At 67.0% G+C, this 19,671-nt stretch carries 16 protein-coding genes and 1 pseudogene; 4 read left to right on the forward strand and 13 right to left on the reverse strand.

Going from position 1 to position 19,671, the window contains the following annotated elements; translation table 11 throughout:
* Positions 1-178: 178 nt before the first annotated feature.
* The 11 genes from plsX to B5G02_RS09595 all read right to left on the reverse strand — a co-directional run bounded on the left by plsX (position 179) and on the right by B5G02_RS09595 (position 12,460).
* A complete protein-coding gene (gene plsX / locus B5G02_RS09545) occupies positions 179-1,198 on the reverse strand; it encodes a phosphate acyltransferase PlsX (RefSeq protein WP_094336047.1) in 1,020 nt (339 codons plus the stop codon).
* A gap of 80 nt (positions 1,199-1,278) precedes the next feature.
* Complete coding sequence (gene rpmF, locus B5G02_RS09550; RefSeq protein WP_019238447.1) at positions 1,279-1,458, reverse strand: 50S ribosomal protein L32; 180 nt, start codon at positions 1,456-1,458, stop codon at positions 1,279-1,281.
* 129 nt (positions 1,459-1,587) lie between these two features.
* A complete protein-coding gene (locus B5G02_RS09555) occupies positions 1,588-2,142 on the reverse strand; it encodes a YceD family protein (protein ID WP_094336048.1) in 555 nt (184 codons plus the stop codon).
* A 2-nt stretch (positions 2,143-2,144) separates the two neighbouring features.
* Positions 2,145-2,648, reverse strand: coding sequence for an ATPase (locus B5G02_RS09560; protein ID WP_094336049.1), 504 nt, complete (start codon positions 2,646-2,648; stop codon positions 2,145-2,147).
* Positions 2,649-2,711: 63 nt separating this feature from the next.
* On the reverse strand, positions 2,712-3,212 hold the full coding sequence (gene coaD, locus B5G02_RS09565; protein WP_094336050.1) for a pantetheine-phosphate adenylyltransferase: 501 nt from the start codon (positions 3,210-3,212) through the stop codon (positions 2,712-2,714).
* A 37-nt stretch (positions 3,213-3,249) separates the two neighbouring features.
* Complete coding sequence (gene rsmD / locus B5G02_RS09570) at positions 3,250-3,873, reverse strand: 16S rRNA (guanine(966)-N(2))-methyltransferase RsmD (protein WP_094336051.1); 624 nt, start codon at positions 3,871-3,873, stop codon at positions 3,250-3,252.
* A complete protein-coding gene (locus B5G02_RS09575; protein ID WP_094336052.1) occupies positions 3,870-6,056 on the reverse strand; it encodes an ATP-dependent DNA helicase RecG in 2,187 nt (728 codons plus the stop codon). The genes rsmD and B5G02_RS09575 overlap by 4 nt, the downstream gene beginning before the upstream one ends.
* 4 nt (positions 6,057-6,060) lie before the next feature.
* Positions 6,061-7,725: a DAK2 domain-containing protein gene (locus B5G02_RS09580; protein ID WP_094336053.1), complete on the reverse strand. Its 1,665-nt coding sequence runs from the start codon at positions 7,723-7,725 to the stop codon at positions 6,061-6,063.
* A gap of 46 nt (positions 7,726-7,771) precedes the next feature.
* Positions 7,772-8,125, reverse strand: a complete 354-nt coding sequence (locus B5G02_RS09585) for an Asp23/Gls24 family envelope stress response protein (RefSeq protein ID WP_026088976.1) — start codon at positions 8,123-8,125, stop codon at positions 7,772-7,774.
* 253 nt (positions 8,126-8,378) lie between these two features.
* Positions 8,379-10,193 (reverse strand): ABC transporter ATP-binding protein, encoded by a 1,815-nt coding sequence (locus B5G02_RS09590; RefSeq protein ID WP_094336054.1) that lies wholly within the window; start codon positions 10,191-10,193, stop codon positions 8,379-8,381.
* Positions 10,193-12,460, reverse strand: a complete 2,268-nt coding sequence (locus B5G02_RS09595; protein WP_241146223.1) for an ABC transporter ATP-binding protein — start codon at positions 12,458-12,460, stop codon at positions 10,193-10,195. Before B5G02_RS09595 ends, B5G02_RS09590 begins: the two co-directional genes overlap by 1 nt.
* Positions 12,461-13,001: 541 nt before the next feature.
* On the opposite strand from B5G02_RS09595, the gene rpmB reads away from it, so the two are divergent.
* The 3 genes from rpmB to B5G02_RS09610 all read left to right on the forward strand — a co-directional run bounded on the left by rpmB (position 13,002) and on the right by B5G02_RS09610 (position 17,134).
* Positions 13,002-13,190, forward strand: a complete 189-nt coding sequence (gene rpmB / locus B5G02_RS09600; RefSeq protein ID WP_019238437.1) for a 50S ribosomal protein L28 — start codon at positions 13,002-13,004, stop codon at positions 13,188-13,190.
* 404 nt (positions 13,191-13,594) lie between these two features.
* Positions 13,595-16,234 carry a bifunctional acetaldehyde-CoA/alcohol dehydrogenase gene (adhE, locus tag B5G02_RS09605; RefSeq protein WP_094336056.1) on the forward strand — a complete coding sequence of 880 codons (2,640 nt, stop codon included), beginning with the start codon at positions 13,595-13,597 and terminating at the stop codon, positions 16,232-16,234.
* A 132-nt stretch (positions 16,235-16,366) separates the two neighbouring features.
* Positions 16,367-17,134: a phosphotransferase family protein gene (locus B5G02_RS09610; protein ID WP_019238435.1), complete on the forward strand. Its 768-nt coding sequence runs from the start codon at positions 16,367-16,369 to the stop codon at positions 17,132-17,134.
* 177 nt (positions 17,135-17,311) lie between these two features.
* On the opposite strand, the gene B5G02_RS09615 is transcribed toward B5G02_RS09610, so the two are convergent.
* A complete protein-coding gene (locus B5G02_RS09615; protein ID WP_094336057.1) occupies positions 17,312-18,010 on the reverse strand; it encodes a thiamine diphosphokinase in 699 nt (232 codons plus the stop codon).
* Complete coding sequence (locus B5G02_RS09620; RefSeq protein ID WP_019238433.1) at positions 18,000-18,701, reverse strand: HAD family hydrolase; 702 nt, start codon at positions 18,699-18,701, stop codon at positions 18,000-18,002. Before B5G02_RS09620 ends, B5G02_RS09615 begins: the two co-directional genes overlap by 11 nt.
* Positions 18,702-19,062: 361 nt before the next feature.
* Here B5G02_RS09620 and B5G02_RS09625 point away from each other — a divergent pair.
* Positions 19,063-19,671 (forward strand): annotated as a pseudogene (locus B5G02_RS09625) (1,4-alpha-glucan branching enzyme); the annotation flags it as partial.

Here is a 19,671-nt window from a genome sequence, read left to right on the forward strand (position 1 = left end):
CCGCGAACAGGTCCGCGGCGAGCGACCTCGCCGCGCGCCCGTGCCCGTACCGTAGGTCGATGGACATGAGAATGCCCCCCATCTCTCGGACCTCCATTTCCGTGTCCAAGAAACGGGGGGCGGTTCAAATTGAACCCGTCCCCAATGACTCCACCGGCGGCTCGTTCGATGCCCCGGGTCAGCGAGCGATGGTGCCGACCGCCTCCACGATGCTCTCGATGAGGCCGGCGCGCACCGCCTCGGCGGTGGCGAGCGTGCCGTTCTTCACGGCCTCGACCGACGTCGCGCCGTGGCCGATGAGCACGACGCCGCGCAGGCCGAGCAGGATCGCGCCGCCCTTCGCGTCGCCCGAGAGCTTCTCCTTGATGGCGGCGAGGTCGTTCTTGATGAGCAGCGCCGCGATCTTGCCCTTGAGCGAGCCCAGAAGGGCGCCCTTGAGCTCGGAGAGGATGAACTTGGCCGCGCCCTCGGTGGCCTTGAGTGCCACGTTGCCCGCGAAGCCGTCGGCGACGACCACGTCATAGGAGCCCGAAACGATGTCGCTGCCCTCGCAGTTGCCCGCGAAGCCGTCGAGCACGTCGCGCATGAGGGCGAAGCACTCCTTGGTGAAATGCGAGCCCTTGGTGTCCTCGGTTCCGTTGGAGAGCAGGCCCACGCGCGGCTTCGCGATGCCGCAGACCACGCGCGCGTAGGCGGCGCCCATCTGGGCGAAGCGGAGCATGTCGCCCGGCTCGACGTCGGGGTTGGCGCCCAGGTCGCAGAAGACGGTGAGCCCGCCCGCGCGGTTCGGCACGGCCGAGGTAAGGCAGGGGCGGAGCGGATGGAGCTCGCCCGCCTCCTCGAACTTGAACGGGGTGACGTAGGCGGTCGCCGCCGCCGTGATGGCGCCCGTCGCGCCCGCGGAGAAGAAGCCCTGCGCCGTGCCCTTCTTCACCGCGCGGCATGCCACGACGATGGAGGACTTGCGCTTGGACATCACCGCCTTGATGGGGTCGTCGGCCATGTCGATCACGTCCGGCGCCACGAGCGCCTCGACGCGCGGGCGGCTCTCGGCGAACGGCGCCACGATCTCCTCCGGGCCGACCGCCAGCACGGTGAGCGCCGCATCGGCTGCGAGCGCTGCGTCGATGCCGTCGAGCACGACCTGCGGTTCCTCGTCGCCGCCCATGACATCGACGGCGATGCGCACCTCTTCCATACCAGACTCCCTCTCGATATAACGAAATGGCCGACTCACCGAGCCGGCCACCCACATCGCACAACTCCCGAGCGCATGCGCTACTCGGTGACGATGACCTCGCGATCCTTGTAGAAACCGCAGTTGGGGCACACGTGGTGCGGAAGCTTCACGGCGCCGCAACGGGGGCAGGTGGAACGGGAGGGGGCATCGATCTTCATGTTGGCCGAACGGCGGTGATGCGTGCGGATGCGACCCTGCTTTTGCTTAGGTACTGGCATGATGACCTTCCTTATATACTCACTATAAGGCACGAATACGCGCAAGCAGTGATATTAGCACACTGCACGATGCCCTGTACAGGGGATTTTGTGTGTGGAAATGATAAAAAGCAGCCTATCTGAATTTTATCAATCGTCGAGCTTGAGGTTCTTGAGGACCGCGAAGGGGTTGTCCGCGCCCGCGGCGTCCTCCTCCGACGCCCGCTGCGCGCAGTCGCACTGCTCGTGGTTGAGGTTCGCGCCGCACGTGGGGCAGAGCCCCTTGCAGTCGGGCTTGCAGAGCACGACGAACGGGGTGTCCGTGATGACGGCGTCCGCGATGGGCTCGGCGAGGTCGATCTCGCGCTCCGGCCCGATCACCTCGAAGCCGTCCTCGTAGGCCTCCGGGTCGTCCGGCTCGTCGAAGAGGTAGTACTCCTGGATCTCGCCGGCGATGTCGAGGTGCGCCGGGTCGAGGCACATGTCGCACGTGCCCGTCGCGCGGGCGCGCACGAGGCCGCTCACGAGCACGCCGTCGCCGGCATGCGTGAGCACGACATCGTAATCGATGCCGTCCTCGAGCGAGAACTCCTTATCGCCCACGGTGTAGGAGGCGGCATCGACCTTCCCCGAGACGGGGTAGCTGTCGCCGGGATGCTCGAGGTGGTCGGCGAGCGCGACGACCACGGGATCGAAGAGCGCCATGGCTACCAGGCACCATTCTGGTTCTGGGAGTTCGCGCCGTCGTTCAGCTGCTGGCGGCAGCGCGAGACGGTCGCCGTGAGCGACTTGAGGTTCTCCTCGAGGTGCGTGAAGACCTGCTCAGCGTAATCCTCGGCGGCATAGCGCGTCTCGCGCTCGTACTGCTGCGCGCGGTCGCGGATGTCGTCGGCCTGCTGCTGCGCGAGGCGGACGATCTCCTGCTCGCTCGCGATCGTGAGCGCCTGCTGCTGGGCGTCGGCGACGATGGAGTCTGCCTGCGAGGCGGCGGAGGCGATGAGCTCGTCGCGCTCCTTCAGGATGCGCCGCGACTTCTGCCACTCCTCCGGGTAGCTCATGCGGATCTCGTCAAGGATGTTGAAGAAGACCTCGGTCTCGATAACTTTGAACTGCGCGTTCTTGCCGAAGGGAGGCTTTGCCTCCTCGATAAGCCCCTCGAGTTCGTCTACCAAGCTCTCGATCCTCTCACCAGGAAAGTTATCGCCCGGCATCCGGTCTCCTTTCATAGACAGCCATATCGTTTCCCATGGTACCACATGGTTCGGCGTATACCCCTAGAAGCGCCCCTTGAGCGCCGCGACCACATTTGGTGGAACGAACTCCGAGACATCCCCGCCGAACGACGCGATCTGGCGCACCACAGAGGACGACAGGTAGCCGTACTGCGGGCTGCTCATGACGAAGATGGACTCGAGCTCCGGGTCGAGCCGGTAGTTGAGGTCCGCCTGCTGGAGCTCGTACTCGAAATCGGTCATCGCACGGAGGCCCTTCACCACCGCGCCAGCACCCACCTCGCGCGCGAAGTCGACGAGCAGGCCCGTGAACGGCAGGACGTCCACGCCGTCGATCCCCTCGGCGGCAAGCGCGTCGCGTGCGAGGTCGACCCGCTCCTCGAGCGAGAAGGTGGTGCCGACGCCGTTCTTCCCGAGCGACTCGGCCACCGCGACGGTGACCGTGGGGCACATGCGGCGGGCGCGCCGCACGACGTCGATGTGGCCATAGGTGATGGGGTCGAACGTGCCGGGAACGAGGACGTGTTCGATTACCTGCTGCATGCCGTTCCCCTCTCAGAGCGGACGTTTCAAACGGGTGTTAGGGTAGCACGTCATCGGCCGGCCGGGCGCCGGGCGCGCAATCGGTATGAGAAGCCCATGCAAGGACGTCGATCACCGTGGAGCCGTAGCGCTTCTCGCGCAGAAGCTCGAAGCCCGCAGGGCGCGCGCCCGGCATGTCGGCGCGGTGCTCGAAGAGCGCGATGGCGCCCGGGCGGACGAGGCCCGCGGCCGCGAGACCCTCGAGCAGCTCCTCGGCCGGTGCGGGGCCGAGCGCGTAGGGCGGGTCGATGAGCACGAGGTCATAAGGGGCGAGCGGCATGCGGCCGCGCGCGAGGTGCGCGAGGACGTCGCCGACGACGACCCGCCAGGCGTCCCGCGGCGCGCGGACAGCCTCGAGGTTGCACCGGACGAGCGCCGCAGCGCCCCGATCGATGTCGAAGAAGGCGCACGACGCCGCCCCGCGCGAGAGCATCTCGATGCCCATCGCGCCGGAGCCCGCAAACGCGTCGAGCACGCGCGCGCCCTCGATGCCCTCCGCGAGCGCCGATTCCGCGATCGAGGCGCAGGCCTCGCGCACCCGATCGGTCGTGGGGCGCGTCACCTCGCGCCCGCGCGGCTCCTCGATGCGCCGCCCGCGCCATGTGCCGCCGACGATCCTCATCCGCCGCCCACCTCCTTGAACACGTCGCCATAGCGCCGCACGACCTCATAGCGCAACGGAAGGGTCGCGGGCGCCTCGAGCGCATGAGCATAGCGCAAGATCTCGCGCGCATCCATATGCGCCGCCTCGATGATCGCCGAATCCGCATCGAGGTCGACGAAGCGCAGGAACACCCCACCGTGCTGGCGCAGGCCGAGGATCTCGCCCTCGTGGCGCAGGCGCAGGTCGAGCTCGGCCAGGGCGAAGCCGTCGGAGGTGCGCGCGAGCGCCTCGAGCCGCTCGCGCGCCGTCGAGCGGCCGGACGCGGCGTCCGCGCGCCCCATGATGAAGCAGCGGCCGGGCACGTCACCGCGGCCGACGCGGCCGCGCAGCTGGTGCAGGGTGGCGAGACCGAAGCGGTCGCCGTCCTCGATAAGCATCACCGTCGCCTCGGGCACGTCCACGCCCACCTCGACGACCGTCGTGGCCACGAGGACCTGCGCCTCCCCCGTCCGGAAGGCCTCGATGGCCTCGTCCTTCTCGCGCGAGGAGAGCTTGCCGTGGAGCGCCCGGACAGAGATGCCAGGCAGCACCTGCCGCAAGTGCTCGACCTCGCGCTCGACGCTGTGGAGGCGCGGGGCCGCTCCCCCGCCCTCCTCGTCCGCCGCGCGCGCGGCCGGCACGTCGTCGAGCTCGGAGGCGTCGTCGCCCTCCGCGACGAGCGGGCAGATGACGTAGGCGCGCTGGCCGACGGCGACGCAGTCGCGTATGGCGCCGTAGGCGATGTCGCGGTTCGCGGGGGTGAGCACCTTTGTGGTCACGCCGGCGCCCGCGCGGGGCCGGGTGCGGATGACGCTCGTGTCGAGGTCGCCGTAGACGGAGAGCGCGAGCGTGCGCGGGATGGGCGTCGCCGTCATGACGAGCAGGTCCGCGCCCTCGCCCTTCGCGCGCAGGGCGTTGCGCTGCCGGACGCCGAAGCGGTGCTGCTCGTCGATCACCACGAGGGTGAGCCGCTTGAAGACCACGTCGTCCGAGAGCACCGCATGGGTGCCGAAGAGCACGGTGAGCTCGCCCGCACCGAGGCGCCGCACGATCTGGGCCCGCTCGGCGGCGGGGGTCGCGCCCGTGAGGAGCGCCCAGGAAATGCCGGCCGCGTCGAGCACGGGGCCGCATTTCACGGCGTACTGCTGCGCGAGCACGCTCGTCGGCGCCATGACGCAGGCCTGGGAGCCGGTATCGGCCACCGCGGCGAGCGCCATGCAGGCAACGGCGGTCTTGCCCGTGCCCACATCGCCCAGAAGCAGGCGGTTCATGATATGGCGTCCGTCGCACATGTCCCCGAGGATCTCGGCGACCGCCTGGTCCTGCTCGTCGCTCAAGGTGAAGGGCAGGGCGCGCCTGAGCGCCTCGACGCGCGCGCCCGCCACGTGCGCGCAGGGCGCGACCCCAAGGAGGTTCGCGTCGTTGCGCACGCGCAACCCGAGCTGCAAGATGAGCAGCTCGTCATAGGCGAGGCGCTGCCGGGCGCGCTCGCGTTCCGATTCAGAGGACGGGAAATGCAGGGCGCGCACCGCGCGGGAGGCGCTCATGAGGCGGCGCCGCGCCCTCAAGCGCGCGGGCACCACGTCGGGGAAGCCCTCGACGCGCTCGAGCGCGCCGGCGACGATCCGGCGCATCCACGCGACGGAGATGCCCTCGCCCACCGGGTGCACGGGCAGGATGGAGCCCGCCGCCTCGCGCTCGTCGAGCTTCTCGTAATGCGGCGAGCTCATCTGCTTGAAGCCGTAGGAGAACTCGACCTTGCCCATCACGGCCAGGCGGTCGCCGGCCTTGAGCTGCTGGGCGATCCAGGGCTGCTTGAAGAACGCGACCTGCATCACGCCCGTCTCGTCGAGAAGCGAGACCTCCACCACGGAGAGGCGCGGCTTCGGGCGCTTCTCGCGCACGCGGTCGACCGTCGCCACGACCGTGCACACCGCCCCCAGGGGCGCCTGCTCGATGGTGTAGGCGTGCGTGAAATCGAGGTAGCGGCGCGGAGCGTGCATGAGGAGGTCGCCCACGCGCTTGATCCCCAAACGCCTGAGCGCCTCCTCACGTGCACCGGAAACATATTTGAGCCGCCCGATATCCTCGTCGAGCGCACCGGCGGCAAGCAGGCGCTCGCTGGCCGGCGAGAGCGAATACGTGCGCTCGGAGGCGGGCATGCGTCTACTCGATCGAGAAGATCACCGGGTAGAGCGGCTGCTCGCCACGGTGGGAGTCGATCTCGAGGTCGGGCTGAGCCTCCTCGATCGCGGCAATGAGGTCCGCGAACGCCTCGTCGCTCAGATCGGAGCCCGCGAGGATCGTGAGCGAGTCGCCCTCCTCGTCCTCCTGCATGCGGTTGATGCAGTCGAGCGTCACCTGCTTCACATCGGAGCCCACGACGTCGATCGAGCCGCCGATGATGCCCATGACGTCGCCCGCATGGATGGGCGAGCCGTCGGACGCGGAGCTGTCGCGCACGGCGGTGGTGACCTCGCCGTCGCGCACCTCCGAGAGCGCCTCGGTCATCGCGGCGACGGCGTCCTCGAGCGAGGAGTCGGGCAGGACGGCGAAGAGCGCGGAGAAGGCCTGGGGCACGGTCTTGGTGGGCACGACGGCGACGCGCTTGTCGGTGCAGGCGCTCGCGGCGGCCTCGGCGGCCATGCGGATGTTGCCGTTGTTGGGCAGGATGATGACGGACTCGGCGTTCACGCGGGAGACCGCATCGAGCAGATCCGCGGTGCTCGGGTTCATGGTCTGGCCGCCGGAGACGATCTCGTCCACCCCGAGCGACTTCAGGATCTCCGCCTGGCCGGAACCGGCGGCGACGGCCACGAAGCCCAGCGGCTTGGGCGGCACGGCAGCGGCGGCGTCCTCGTCCGCATGGATCTTCGCGGTGCGCTCGGCGCTCTCCATATCCATGTTGTGGATGAAGACCTCATAGACCTGGCCGAGCTGGAGCATGTGCTCGAGCACGAGGTTCGGCGTGTTGGAGTGGACGTGGATCTTGTAGTCCGGGTACGCGCCCACGAGGAGCTCGCAGTCGCCCATGGAGGCGAGGAAGGCGAGGCACTCGTCCTCGTCGAAGGGGGCGTCGGCCTTGAAGAGGAACTCGTTGCAGTAGCGGTATTCCGAGCCCTCCCAGTCGTCGTTCGCCTCGATCTTCACCTGGGAGAGGGCGTCGGCGCGGGCGGCGTCGGCGTCGAAGGTGGCGGAGAAGTCCTCGGCCTTGACCGTCGAGCGGCCGAACGCCGCGGCGACGAAGTTCTCGAGGAAGATGGCGAAGCCGAAGGCGCCGGAGTCCACGACGCCGTTCTCCTTGAGCACGGGCAGCAGGTCCGGGGTGCGCGCCACGGACTCGTAGGCCTCGACGACGATGGCGTCGAGCGTGGCCTCGACCGACTCGTGCGCCTTCGCGCAGGCGTCGGCGCGGGTGGAGATGTCGCGCAGGACGGTGAGGATCGTGCCCTCGACGGGCTTGCGCACCGCCTTGAAGGCGACCTTCACGGCGTTGCGGAGCGCGGAGGCGATGTCGCCCGAGGTCACCGGGTCGCTAGCGCCCACGAGGCCCTCGGCCACGCCGCGCAGGATCTGCGAGGTGATGACGCCGGAGTTGCCGCGCGCGCCCATGAGCGAACCATGGGTGATGGCCGCGGCGATGGCCTCCATGTCGGCGTCGGCGCCGAGGCCGGAAAGCTCGCGCACCACCGAGGCGAGCGTGAGCGACATGTTCGTTCCCGTGTCGCCGTCAGGCACCGGGAACACGTTCAGCTTGTTGATGTCCTCCGCCTTATCGGAAACCGCGGCGGCAGCGATGGGAAAGCAGGTTCGGATGGTCTTCGATAGCATCTGCGCATCTCCGTCTATCTTGTGTGGGCGTACGTATCCGGGCTGGCTAGCCGCGGTTCTTCAGCGCGTCAACGTGGATGATAACCTTGAGCTTCGCGGGATCGATCTGCGCGATCTCCTGCAGGGTAAAGGTCACGGCGCTCGAAAGGTTCGCGCACACGGACTTCATGTTGACGCTGTCCTCGAGCACGACATGCAGGTCGACCTCGAGGTGATCCTCGCGCGTCGAGACGAGGACGCCCTTGCGCAGGCGCTCATTGACGAGGATGCGGACGCTGTCGACGCCCTGAAGCTGCTCGGCCATGCCCACCACGCCGTAGCAGGACATGGCGGCGTAACCGGCGATATCGGCGATGACGTCGTTCGAGACACTCAAAGATCCTGGTATGAGTTCAGACACGGGAATCTCCTTTTCTGATGCCCTGGCTTGGCATAGCGCGTACAGGGGTAATCTCAAACAGTTTACTACGTCGCGCGCCGTGCTGCAGGCGCGATGTGCCGCGCCCATGCGAACGACAAGTTCCCGTGCGCCGCAGGCGCGGGCGCGCAGCGAAACGGACGGGCATACAACGAAAAACCGGCGGCACCCGCTCGGGCACCGCCGGTTCGGCAACATATGAGGCGCGCGCCCGAAAGGACGCCGTACCGCTCCCCTACTCCTCGCCCTCGTCGGCAAACTGGGCGTTGTAGAGCTCGGCGTAGAAGCCGTTTTTTGCGAGCAGCTCCTCGTGCGTGCCGGACTCCACGATGTCGCCGTCGCGCAGCACCAAGATCATGTCGGCGCTGCGGATCGTGGAGAGGCGGTGGGCGATCACGAAGCTCGTGCGCCCCTGCATGAGGGCGTCCATGGCGCGCTGGATGCGCTCCTCGGTGCGCGTGTCCACGTTGGAGGTCGCCTCATCCAGGATGAGGATCGGACGATCCGCGATGAAGGCGCGCGCGATGGTGAGGAGCTGACGCTGGCCCTGGCTCACGTTCGAGGCGTCCTCGTTGAGCTCGAAGTCGTAGCCGCCGGGGAGCGTGCGGATGAAGTGATCCGCGAGCGCGGCGCGGGCGGCGGCGTGGACCTCGTCGTCCGACGCGTCGGCACGGCCGTAGCGGATGTTCTCCAAGATCGAGCCCTTGAAGAGCCAGGTATCCTGCAGCACCATGGCGAAGTTGCTGCGGAGCTCGGCGCGCGGCATGTCGCGCACGTCGATCCCGTCGACCGAGATGGAGCCGGCGTTCACGTCGTAGAAGCGCATGAGCAGCTTCATGAGGGTCGTCTTGCCCGCGCCCGTCGGGCCCACGATCGCGACCGTCTGGCCGGGCTGAACCTGGCAGCTGAAGTCGTGGATGATGGTCTTCTCGGGCACGTAGCCGAAGCGCACGTGGTCGAAGGTGACGGCGCCGCGGCAGGCGGGCAGCTCGCGCTCGGGGGCATCGGGCGTCTCCTCGGGCTCGGCGAGGAACTCGAACACGCGCTCGGCGGCCGCCGAGAGCATCTGGAGCATGTTCGACACCTGCGTGAGCTGGGTGATGGGCTGCGTGAAGTTGCGGACGTACTGCATGAACGCCTGGATGTCGCCCACGGTGATGGCGCCTGAGACGGCCAGGAACGCGCCGATCGAGACGACCGCGACGTAGGCCAGGTTCGCCACGAAGTTCATGATGGGCTGCATGAGGCCGGAGAGGAACTGCGAGCGCCAGCCGGAATCGTAGAGCCCCTTGTTCTGGACGTCGAAGTCGGCGACCGCGCGCTGCTCGCGGTTGAAGACCTTGATGACGGTCTGGCCGGAGAAGCTCTCCTCGATGATGCCGTCGACGCGGCCGAGCAGCGCCTGCTGGCGGCGGAAGTAGCGCTGCGAGGTGCGCACCACGAGCACCACGAGCACGAGCGAGACGGGCACCGTGAGGAACGTGACGCCCGCGAGCACCACCGAGACGGAGAGCATCATGACGGTCACGCCGATGAGCTGCGTGATAGAGGTGATGAGCTGCGTGACGCTCTGGTTGAGCGACTGGCCGAGGGTGTCGACGTCGTTCGTCACGCGGGAGAGCACATCTCCCACGGAGTTCGTCTCGAAGTACCCGAGCGGCATGCGGTCGACCTTGGCGATGATCTCGCGGCGCAGGCGGTAGCACACGCGCTGCGTGATGCCCGTCATGAGCCAGCCCTGGAGGAAGTTGAGGAACGCGGCGAGCACGTACAGGCCGAGCAGCGTGAGGAGGATCATCCCGATGCGCGCGAAGTCGATCGTGCCCGTGCCGGCGACCTTCGCCGCGAGCCCCTGGAAGAGCTCGGTGGTCGCCTGGCCCAGGATGCGCGGGCCCATGACGTTGAACACGACCGAGCCGATCGCGCAGGCGATGGCGATAACGAGCGCGATGCGCTCATGGGCGATGTAGGCGATGAGGCGCTTGATCGTCCCCTTGAAATCCTTGGCGCGCTCAGCGGCAGGCCCGCGCCTTCCCATCGGTCCCGGCATCAGCGCTCACCCCCTTCCGGAATCGCGCCCTCAAAGGCGGCGTCCCCCGCAAGGCCAAGCTCCTCGGGAGAGAGCTGGCTCTTCGCGATCTCGAGGTACTCGGGGCACGTGCGCAGGAGCTCCTCGTGCGTGCCCTTGCCCACGACGCGGCCGTCGTCGAGCACGATGATCTGCTCGGCGTGCATGATCGTGGCGATGCGCTGCGCGACGATGATCACCGCGGCGTCGCCGGCGCGGCGCGCGAGCTCGGCGCGCAGGGTCGCGTCGGTCTTGTAGTCGAGCGCGCTGAACGAATCGTCGAACACGAGCACGTGCGGGCGCGGGGCGATCGCACGGGCGATGGACAGGCGCTGGTTTTGGCCGCCGGAGACGTTGGAGCCGCCCTGCGCGATGGGGCTCTGGTAGCCGTCGGGCTTGGCGTCGATGAACTCCGTGGCCTGGGCGATCTCGGCCGCGCGGAACATGTCTGCATCGGGCATCGCGGGGTCGGCGTACTTGATGTTGCTCTCGATGGTGCCGCTGAAGAGCATACGCTTCTGCGGCACGTAGCCGATCTGCCGGCGCAGCTCCTCGAGGTCGATATCGCGGATGTCCACGCCGTCGAGCGTGATGGAGCCCTCGGTGACGTCGTAGAGGCGCGGGAGCAGCTGCACGAGCGACGACTTGCCGCAGCCCGTCGAGCCGATGATGGCGCAGGTCTTGCCCGGCTCGGCGGTGAAGCTCACATGCTCCAAGGTGGGCACGTCGGCATCCGGGTAGGCGAAGGTCACATCGTTGTACGACACCACGCCGCGCCAGCCCTCGCCGTCCTCGCGCGAGACGCGATCCTCGGGCGCGGGGTCGGCGATGCTCGTGCTCGTGGCGAGCACCTCCTGCACGCGCTCGGCGGCCACGTCGGCGCGCGGCAACATGACCGAAATCATGGTGATGATCATGAAGCTCATGATGACCTGCATGACGTAGTTGATATAGGCCATGAGGTCGCCCACCATGATGGTGCCGGCGTCCACGCCCTGGCCACCGAACCACACGATGGCAACCGTCGAGGCGTTCATGACGATGAGCATGACGGGCATGAGCACCGACATGCACCGGTTCGTGAAGATGTAGGTATTGGTGAGCGCGCGGTTCGCCTCGTCGTAGCGCTCCTGCTCGAAGGCCTGGCGGCCGAAGGCGCGGATGGGCATGATGCCCGTGATGATCTCGCGCGCGATGAGGTTGTTGCGGTCGACGAGCTTCTGCATGATGCGGAACTTCGGCATGGTGACACCCATGAGCACGCCGATGGCGATGGCGATGGCCGCGACCGCCACCACGAGGATGGGCTCGAGGCCCACCGGGTTCGAGAGCACGCGGATGAGCGAGCCAATGCCCATGCACGGCGCGAAAAGCACGATGCGCATGCACATGACGAGCACCATCTGGATCTGCTGGATGTCGTTCGTGGCGCGCGTGATGAGCGACGCGGCCGAGAAGCGGTTCATCTCCGCGGGCGAGAAGTCGAGCACGCGCTCATAGAGGTCGTGGCGCAGGTCGCGCGCGATGGCGGCCGAGGTCTTGGACGCGTTGAAGGCGGCGAGGATGGCGCACAGCGCCGAGAAGAACGCGAAGGCGAGCATCTCCGCGCCCTGGCGGAAGAGGTAGGCGCTCTGCACCTCGTTGAGGTCGACGCCCGCCTGCTCGTAGGCCTGCTTGACGTAGGCGATGGCGCGCGACTCCACCATGCTCTCGCCCGTATCGCCGAGCGACTGCACGATGGAGGCGCGGGCATCGGTGAGCTCCTCGCGCGAGATCGCGCCCGCCTGCACGAGCTGGGCGAGGTCGGTCGTGTCGATCGTGTCGCCGAAGAGGGCCTCGAGCTGCGCGGTGGGCACCTGCGCCTGCGCGCTGGAGCCCGCTGAGGAGTGCGAACCGAGCGCGTCGGCGACATCGCTCACGGGCACGCCCTGGTCGAACTGGTACACGAGCATCTCCGCCTCGCTCATGGGGCCCGCAAGGGAGGTGCGGTCGCTGTCCGTTCCGGTGAAGGTGCGGATGCCGTCCGACGCGGGCGCGCTGAAGGACGCCTCGACATCGGAGACCTCGCGGTCGGTGAGGAAGAGCTCCACCTTATCGAGGTCGGTCGCGCTGATCTTGTCGGGCACGGGGCTCTCGATGCCGTCCTGGCTGATGCCCACGTCCACGATGTCGCTCATGAGGCCGGGCAACGTGAGCTCGCAGTTCGCCTGCGCAGCGAGCAGCACGAGCGCGATGACGAGATTGATCATGTGGCCCTTGAGAAAGCGGAATATCTTCACCGGGCACTCCCCTCATACCAGATGACCCGGCACGCGACCAATGCCCCCAGGGCCGCGCCGACGCGGCGGTGAGGGTGGTGGCGACACCGGAACCATGGATTGCCAAGTAATATATTACGCACGTCGGACATGGCGGCGCACAAACGTGAGCAGATTTTTACCCTACCGCTTCCCGGCGACCCCCGCGGTTGCGGAATCTCCCGCGCGCGCCACAACTTCTTCATCATCCCGACCAACCCGCCGCCCGCATGCCCGGCACCGCCCTCCCCAGCGTGCGCACGACGAGGTCAGTGCAGCACAGCACTCTATATAATGATGTGCGGGGTCTTGCACGGGAGCGTGCCGGTGCGCGCAGGGGCCACCTCGATCGCCGTCACGGCCTTGCATGGTCAAAACGGCCGCGGCGATAAATCTCTTCATGAAGATTGCACGCATGACCACGGCTTTGTGCTATAGTTCCTATCTGTTTGTTCAGCCGGATAGTTCCAGACCACCCAAGGAGGGTTTGAATATGTCCAAAGTTTGCGAAGTCTGCGGTAAGCACCCCGTTGCTGGTCGCTCCATCAGCCACTCCCACCGCGTGACCAACCGTACGTTCCGCCCCAACATCCAGCGCGTCTACTGCGTGGTGGATGGCCAGCGCAAGAAGATGAACGTCTGCACCTCTTGCCTCAAGTCCGGCAAGGTGGCCCGTTCGTAACATTCCCGCTCCTTGGGATCTGATGCTTGATGCTATGGCGCACCCTCCGGGGTGCGCCTTTTTTATCTCGAGATACCGAGTTCCCCGCCCCAGGCGGCACGGTTCGCCGCCCGCCCTCCCCCGCTCCTCGAACCCGTCGGCAGGGATTGCGCCGGCCATCCCTCCCCACCATCCGCGACCGGTGGCGCGAATCCGCACCACCCCGCCGCGCGCACGCTGCGCGCGTATCCCCCCACTGCTTCTTCACAAGCTCTTCAAAGCGCTCACCAGCACGTTCATAATTGAAACGTTCAAAATTGTTGAAACGTTTAAATTCGCCATTTACCGGAATCTTACCGTTCGCCGAGAAATATCTTGCTAAAATCGAGGCCGTAGGATAGGTCACCATACGCAAGGAGAGACACATGGTGAAAAAGGCATCCGCGGTCCCTGAGGTCATCGACTCCGTCGACGCCCTCGAGGCCAAGCTTGCGCACATGCGCGAGGCCCAGAAGGTCTTCGCCACCTACACGCAGGAGCAGGTGGACAAGATCTTCTTCGAGGCGGCTATGGCTGCGAACAAGCAGCGTATCCCGCTCGCCAAGATGGCGGTCGAGGAGACCAAGCGCGGTGTGCTCGAGGACAAGGTCATCAAGAACCACTACGCCGCCGAGTACATCTACAATGCCTACAAGAACACGAAGACCTGCGGCGTCATCGAGCGCGACGAGGCCTACGGCATGACGAAGATCGCCGAGCCCATCGGCATCGTGGGCGCGGTCATCCCCACCACGAACCCCACCTCGACCGCGATCTTCAAGACCCTCATCTGCCTGAAGACCCGCAACGCCATCATCATCTCCCCGCACCCCGCGGCCGCCAAGTGCACCATCGAGGCCGCCAAGGTCGTCTATGAGGCGGCCGTCAAGGCCGGCGCGCCCGAGGGCATCATCGGCTGGATCGACCAGCCCACGCTCGAGCTCACGAACAAGCTCATGAGCGATGTCGACATCATCCTCGCCACCGGTGGCCCGGGCATGGTGAAGAGCGCCTACTCCTCCGGCAAGCCCGCCCTCGGCGTCGGCGCCGGCAACACCCCCGTCGTCATCGACGAGACGGCCGACGTGCTCAACGCCGTGAACTCCATCATCCACTCCAAGACCTTCGACAACGGCATGATCTGCGCGAGCGAGCAGTCCGTGACCGTGCTCGACTCCATCTACGACGAGGTCAAGGCCGAGTTCCAGCGCCGCGGCTGCTACTTCGTGAAGAAGGGCAAGGAGCTCGAGAGCCTGCGCGAGGCCATGTTCAAGAACGGCGCCCTCGACCACCGCATCCCCGGCATGCCCGCCGCCAAGATCGCCGAGCTCGCCGGCATCGAGGTGCCCGCCAAGACGAAGATCCTCATCGCCGAGGTCACCTCGACCGACCCGCTCAAGGAGGAGTTCTCCCACGAGAAGCTCTCCCCGGTGCTCGCCATGTACCACGCCAAGACCTACCAGGAGGCCGTCGACAAGGCCGAGCACCTCGTGCTCGCCGGCGGCCCGGGCCACACCGCGTCGCTGTACGTGCACCCCGCCGAGAAGGAGAAGATCGAGCTCTTCGAGAAGACCATGAAGGCCTGCCGCATCGTGATCAACACGCCCTCCAGCCAGGGTGGCATCGGCGACCTCTACAACTTCGCCATGAAGCCGTCCCTCACGCTGGGCTGCGGCTCCTGGGGTGGCAACTCCGTCTCCGAGAACGTTGGGGTGAAGCACTTGCTCAACATCAAGTCCGTCGCGGAGCGCCGCGAGAACATGCTGTGGTTCCGCGCTCCCGAGAAGGTGTATTTCAAGAAGGGCTGCACGCCCGTCGCGCTCGACGAGCTCGGTCGCGTCATGGGCAAGAAGCGCGCCTTCATCGTGACCGACCAGTTCCTCTACAAGAACGGCAACTGCCGCGCCATCGAGGCCAAGCTCGATGAGATGGGCGTCGCGCACGACTGCTTCTACGACATCCAGCCCGACCCGCGCCTGCAGGACGCCGAGCGCGGCGTGGAGCGCATGCGCCTGTTCGAGCCCGACCTCATCATCGCCGTCGGCGGCGGCTCCGCCATGGACGCCGGCAAGATCATGTGGCTCATGTACGAGCACCCCGAGGCGAACTTCGAGGACATGGCCATGGACTTCATGGACATCCGCAAGCGCGTCTACACCTTCCCCGAGATGGGCAAGAAGGCCTACTTCGTGGCCGTCCCCACCTCTTCGGGCACGGGCTCCGAGGTCACGCCGTTCGCCATCATCACCGACGCCGAGACCGGCATCAAGTGGCCCATCACCGACTACCAGCTCATGCCGAACATGGCCATCGTCGACGTTGACAACGCCATGACCGCGCCGAAGGGCCTCACCTGCGCCTCCGGTATCGACGTCATGACGCACGCCATCGAGTCCTACGTCTCCATCATGAGCTCCGACTACACCAAGGGCCTCTCCATGCGCGCCGCCAAGCTCGTGTTCAAGAACCTGCCCACGGCCTACGAGAAGGGCGCCGCCGACCCGCACGCCCGCGAGGAGATGCACAACGCCTCCTGCCTCGCCGGCATGGCCTTCGCGAACGCCTTCCTGGGCCTCAACCACTCCATGGCCCACAAGCTCGGCGCCTACCATCACCTGCCCCACGGCCTGGCCAACGCCGTCATCCTCACGCGCGTCATGCGCTACAACGCGGCCGAGAAGCCGGTGAAGATGGGCACCTTCTCGCAGTACCAGTACCCGCACGCGCTGCATGACTACGCCGAGATGGGTCGCTACTGCGGCTGCACGGGCAAGGACGATGCCGAGGTGTTCGAGAACTTCATCAAGAAGCTCGAGGGCCTCATGGACGAGATCGGCATCAAGAAGACCATCGCCGAGTACGGCGTGGACGAGAAGTACTTCCTCGACACCCTCGACGAGATGAGCGAGCAGGCCTTCAACGACCAGTGCACCGGCGCCAACCCGCGCTACCCGCTCATTTCCGAGATCAAGGAGCTCTACCTCGACGCGTACTACGGCCGCGAGCCGAAGTCCTACGAGGCGTAAGCACCGCGCACCCGCCGGCGCATAACGCGCCCACCTGATGCAGAGCGCCGTTCGCCTCGTTCGCGGACGGCGCTCTGCGCATCGAGGGGTACCATGAAGGCAAGGTTCACCCACAGAAAGGACGGTATCGCTATGATCCTCCCCGATTCCAAGATCGAGATCGCGCGTCGCGGCAACAAGGTCGTCTACGACCTGGGCGACAAGATCGCCAAGGTCTTCAACGAGACCAAGCCGGTCTCCGACGTGTTCAATGAGGCGCTCAACCTGGCGCGCGTCAACGAGTGCGGCATCCGCAGCCCGCGCGCGCTCGAGGTCGCCCAGGTCGAGGGCGACGAGACGGGCTGGGCGCTCATCACGAGCAAGGTGCCCGGCGTGACGCTCGCCGAGAAGATCGAGGCCGAGCCCCAGCGCTTCGGCGAGTACCTCGAGCAGTTCGTCGACCTGCAGATCGAGATCCACGGCTACTCCTCGCCCCTGCTGAACCTTCAGGGGCCGAAGTACGCGCGCATGATCAACGGCCTCGAGGCCATCAACGCCACGACCCGCTACAACCTGCTCGAGCGCCTCGACGGCCTCAAGAAGGGCGCGAGCGTGTGCCATGGCGACTTCAACCCCACGAACGTCATCGTGAGCGAGGACGGCACGCTCTCCGTCTGCGACTGGGCGCACGCCACCCAGGGTGCTCCCGAGGCCGACGTCGCCATGACCTACCTGCTCTTCTCGCTCACGAGCAAGGAGCAGGCCGAGGCCTACCTCGACGTGTACTGCGAGCGCGCCGACATGCCCAAGCAGATCGTGCGCCAGTGGCTCCCCGTCATCGCCGCCTCCGAGCTCGCGCGCGGCCGCAAGGTCGATGAGGAGTTCCTCATGAGCTGGATCGACGTCTTCGACTACCAGTAAGACGGGCTCTGAACGCACTTTAGCATGGAGCCCCTCGGCCTGTTCCCCTGCATCAGGCCGAGGGGCTCTTGCTATAGATGTAAATTTACCCCAGGGGTTATTTTACGTTCGCGGTGGATGAGCCATTGGGGACGGGTTCAATTGACTCGCGGATGTAAAAATACCCCTGGGGTAAATTTACATCCCGAAGAGCCAGCAGACGAGGGTGCCGCCATGGCAGGTGATGCGCGCGGGATTGGCCTCGATGACGTTCGAGATGCCCAGGTCGGAAAGGAGCGGCACCCGCGCATGGTCGAGCTCCCAGCGCATGCCGCGCTCCGACACCTCGACCCCTTCCGCGCTGATCGGCACGAAGGAGAAGCGCTTGCCCCGCGCGTCCACGATCTCCCACGCCATGCCCTCGCGCAGTACGCGTCCCTCGAAGGCGTCCTCGATCCATTCGACGCCATGGGGCCACGTCGCGAGTCGCCCGAGCACGGCGAGCGCATGGTCGGGCTTTCCGCCCACAAGGCAGGTCGCGCGCACGGGCGCCCCAGGGTGGCGCGCAGCGACCTCCGCGAGCGCGAGGCCTAGGTCCGTATCGTCCTTATGGGGGTTGTAGCGCACGACATCGAACGCGGCGGCACCCCCCTGCAGCTTCGCATGCTCAGCCGCGCGCACGCGCGCCGCGCCCTCCTGGCTCACCGAGTCGGCATCCCCGCAGAAGAGGTCGCAGGCCACCCCTGCCGCGATGAGGGCGTCGAGCCCGCGGTCGACCGCGACGATCGCCTGGCAGCCCCGCGCCGCGCGCCTGAGCGTCTCGGCCGACGCCCGCTCGGGCGAGCCGCCCACCACGAGCACGGGCGCGGCGCGCAGCCCTCGGGCATTACGCGCCATGGCTCGCACCCACCTCGTCCCAGAACGCATCCCCCAGCTCGGTGAACTCGTCCACCGCGATGTCGGCGAGCGCGAAGACCTCCTCGCGCGTGCCGCGCCCGTGCGGGTCGAAGATGCCGACCGTCCGGTACCCGGCGCCGCCCGCGCTCCTCAAGCCGAACGGCGCGTCCTCGAACACCCGCACCTCGCCGCGGGCGGGCACCTCGATGCCCTCGTGCGCGCACAGGCGGCTGAGTGCCAGATCGTACACGTCGGGGAAATCCTTCGAGCGGCCGGCCATCTCCGTCGTCACGATGACGGGGAAGAACCCCTCGAGGCCGTTCGCGGCGAGCCCCGCGCGCACGAGGTGCTCCGGCGTGGAGGTGGCGATGGCGCACGGGATGCCCGCCGCCTGCGCCCGGGCGAGGAAGGCCGGCACGCCCGCGCGCGCGGGCACCACGGTGCGGTAGGCCTGCAGCAGCATCTCGTCCAGGCGCGCGTACACATCCGCGCCGGACGCGCCCACCCCCCACGTCTCGTGGTAGGCGATGCACTCCTCCTCCACCGACAGCGACTCGAACCGAGCGAAATCCTCGGCCGTCGTCTCGACGCCGTAGCTCGCGAGCAGCTTGGGCTGGATGTCGAGCCACATGCCCATCGAGTCGATGAGCGTTCCATCGCAGTCGAAGATGAAAATGGGGGAAGCGGGCATGCTGGTTCCTTTCGCGTCGCGATCTTTCAGCATGGTAGCAGAGACGGCGCGTGCCGGCGGCGGCCCGATGAGTCAATTGAACCCGTCCCCATTGACTCAATGAGTCAAATGAACCCGTCGCCAATGGCTCCGTACCGCGACGGGACGGCTTTGTCAAGCTCGTTCGCCCACGAACCAATACCTACCGTCCCTCGCCTCGTTGCGCCCTTCCCGCACCTCCGGTGGTATCCTAAGCGTGTCCAGGTTCCACCCGCGTCCCGCCCGTGGAACGCGACCGATCGTGCTACCCGAGACGCTACGGAACCCGCGACACAGGCTATGGGATGGCAGCCGCGAGCTGCCCGGACGATTGGAAGCGCACGTGGATACCAACATCGCCGCAAACGCGGAACACAAGGCGGGCGCGTCATCCCCCGATGCTCAGGCACCCTGCCTCATCATCACCGATAACGACCGGTACCTCTTCGCCACCGGCACCTGGAACCGCAGCTGGGAGAAGCTCGGAGCCCACCCCGACGTCCAGGACGGCGTCGCGGGCTGGCATTTCGCCGTCTGGGCGCCCGATGTCCGGAGCGTCCACGTCGTCGGCTCCTTCAACGGCTGGGATGCAAAGGCGACCCCGCTCGCGCCGCTCGCCTCGAGCGGCATCTGGCAGGGCTTCGTGCCCGGCATCGCCGAAGGCGAGCTCTATAAGTACGTCATCGAGACGCACGACGGCCGCCTTCTCTACAAGGCCGATCCGTACGGTTTCTTTGCCGAGGAGCAGCCCGGCACCGCCTCACGGCTCATGGACCTCTCCGGCTACGCATGGGGCGACGGCGCCTGGCTCGATGAGCGCCGCGCCCACGACCACATGACGCAGCCGCTCAACATCTACGAGGTGCACCTGGGCAGCTGGAAGCGCCACGGCAACGAGCCGCAGGGCGAGCCCGGCCCCGACGGCACCTACCCCGGCCCCGGCGACCCCTTC

The organism is [Collinsella] massiliensis, from assembly GCF_002161605.1.
Lineage (GTDB): Bacteria > Actinomycetota > Coriobacteriia > Coriobacteriales > Coriobacteriaceae > Enorma.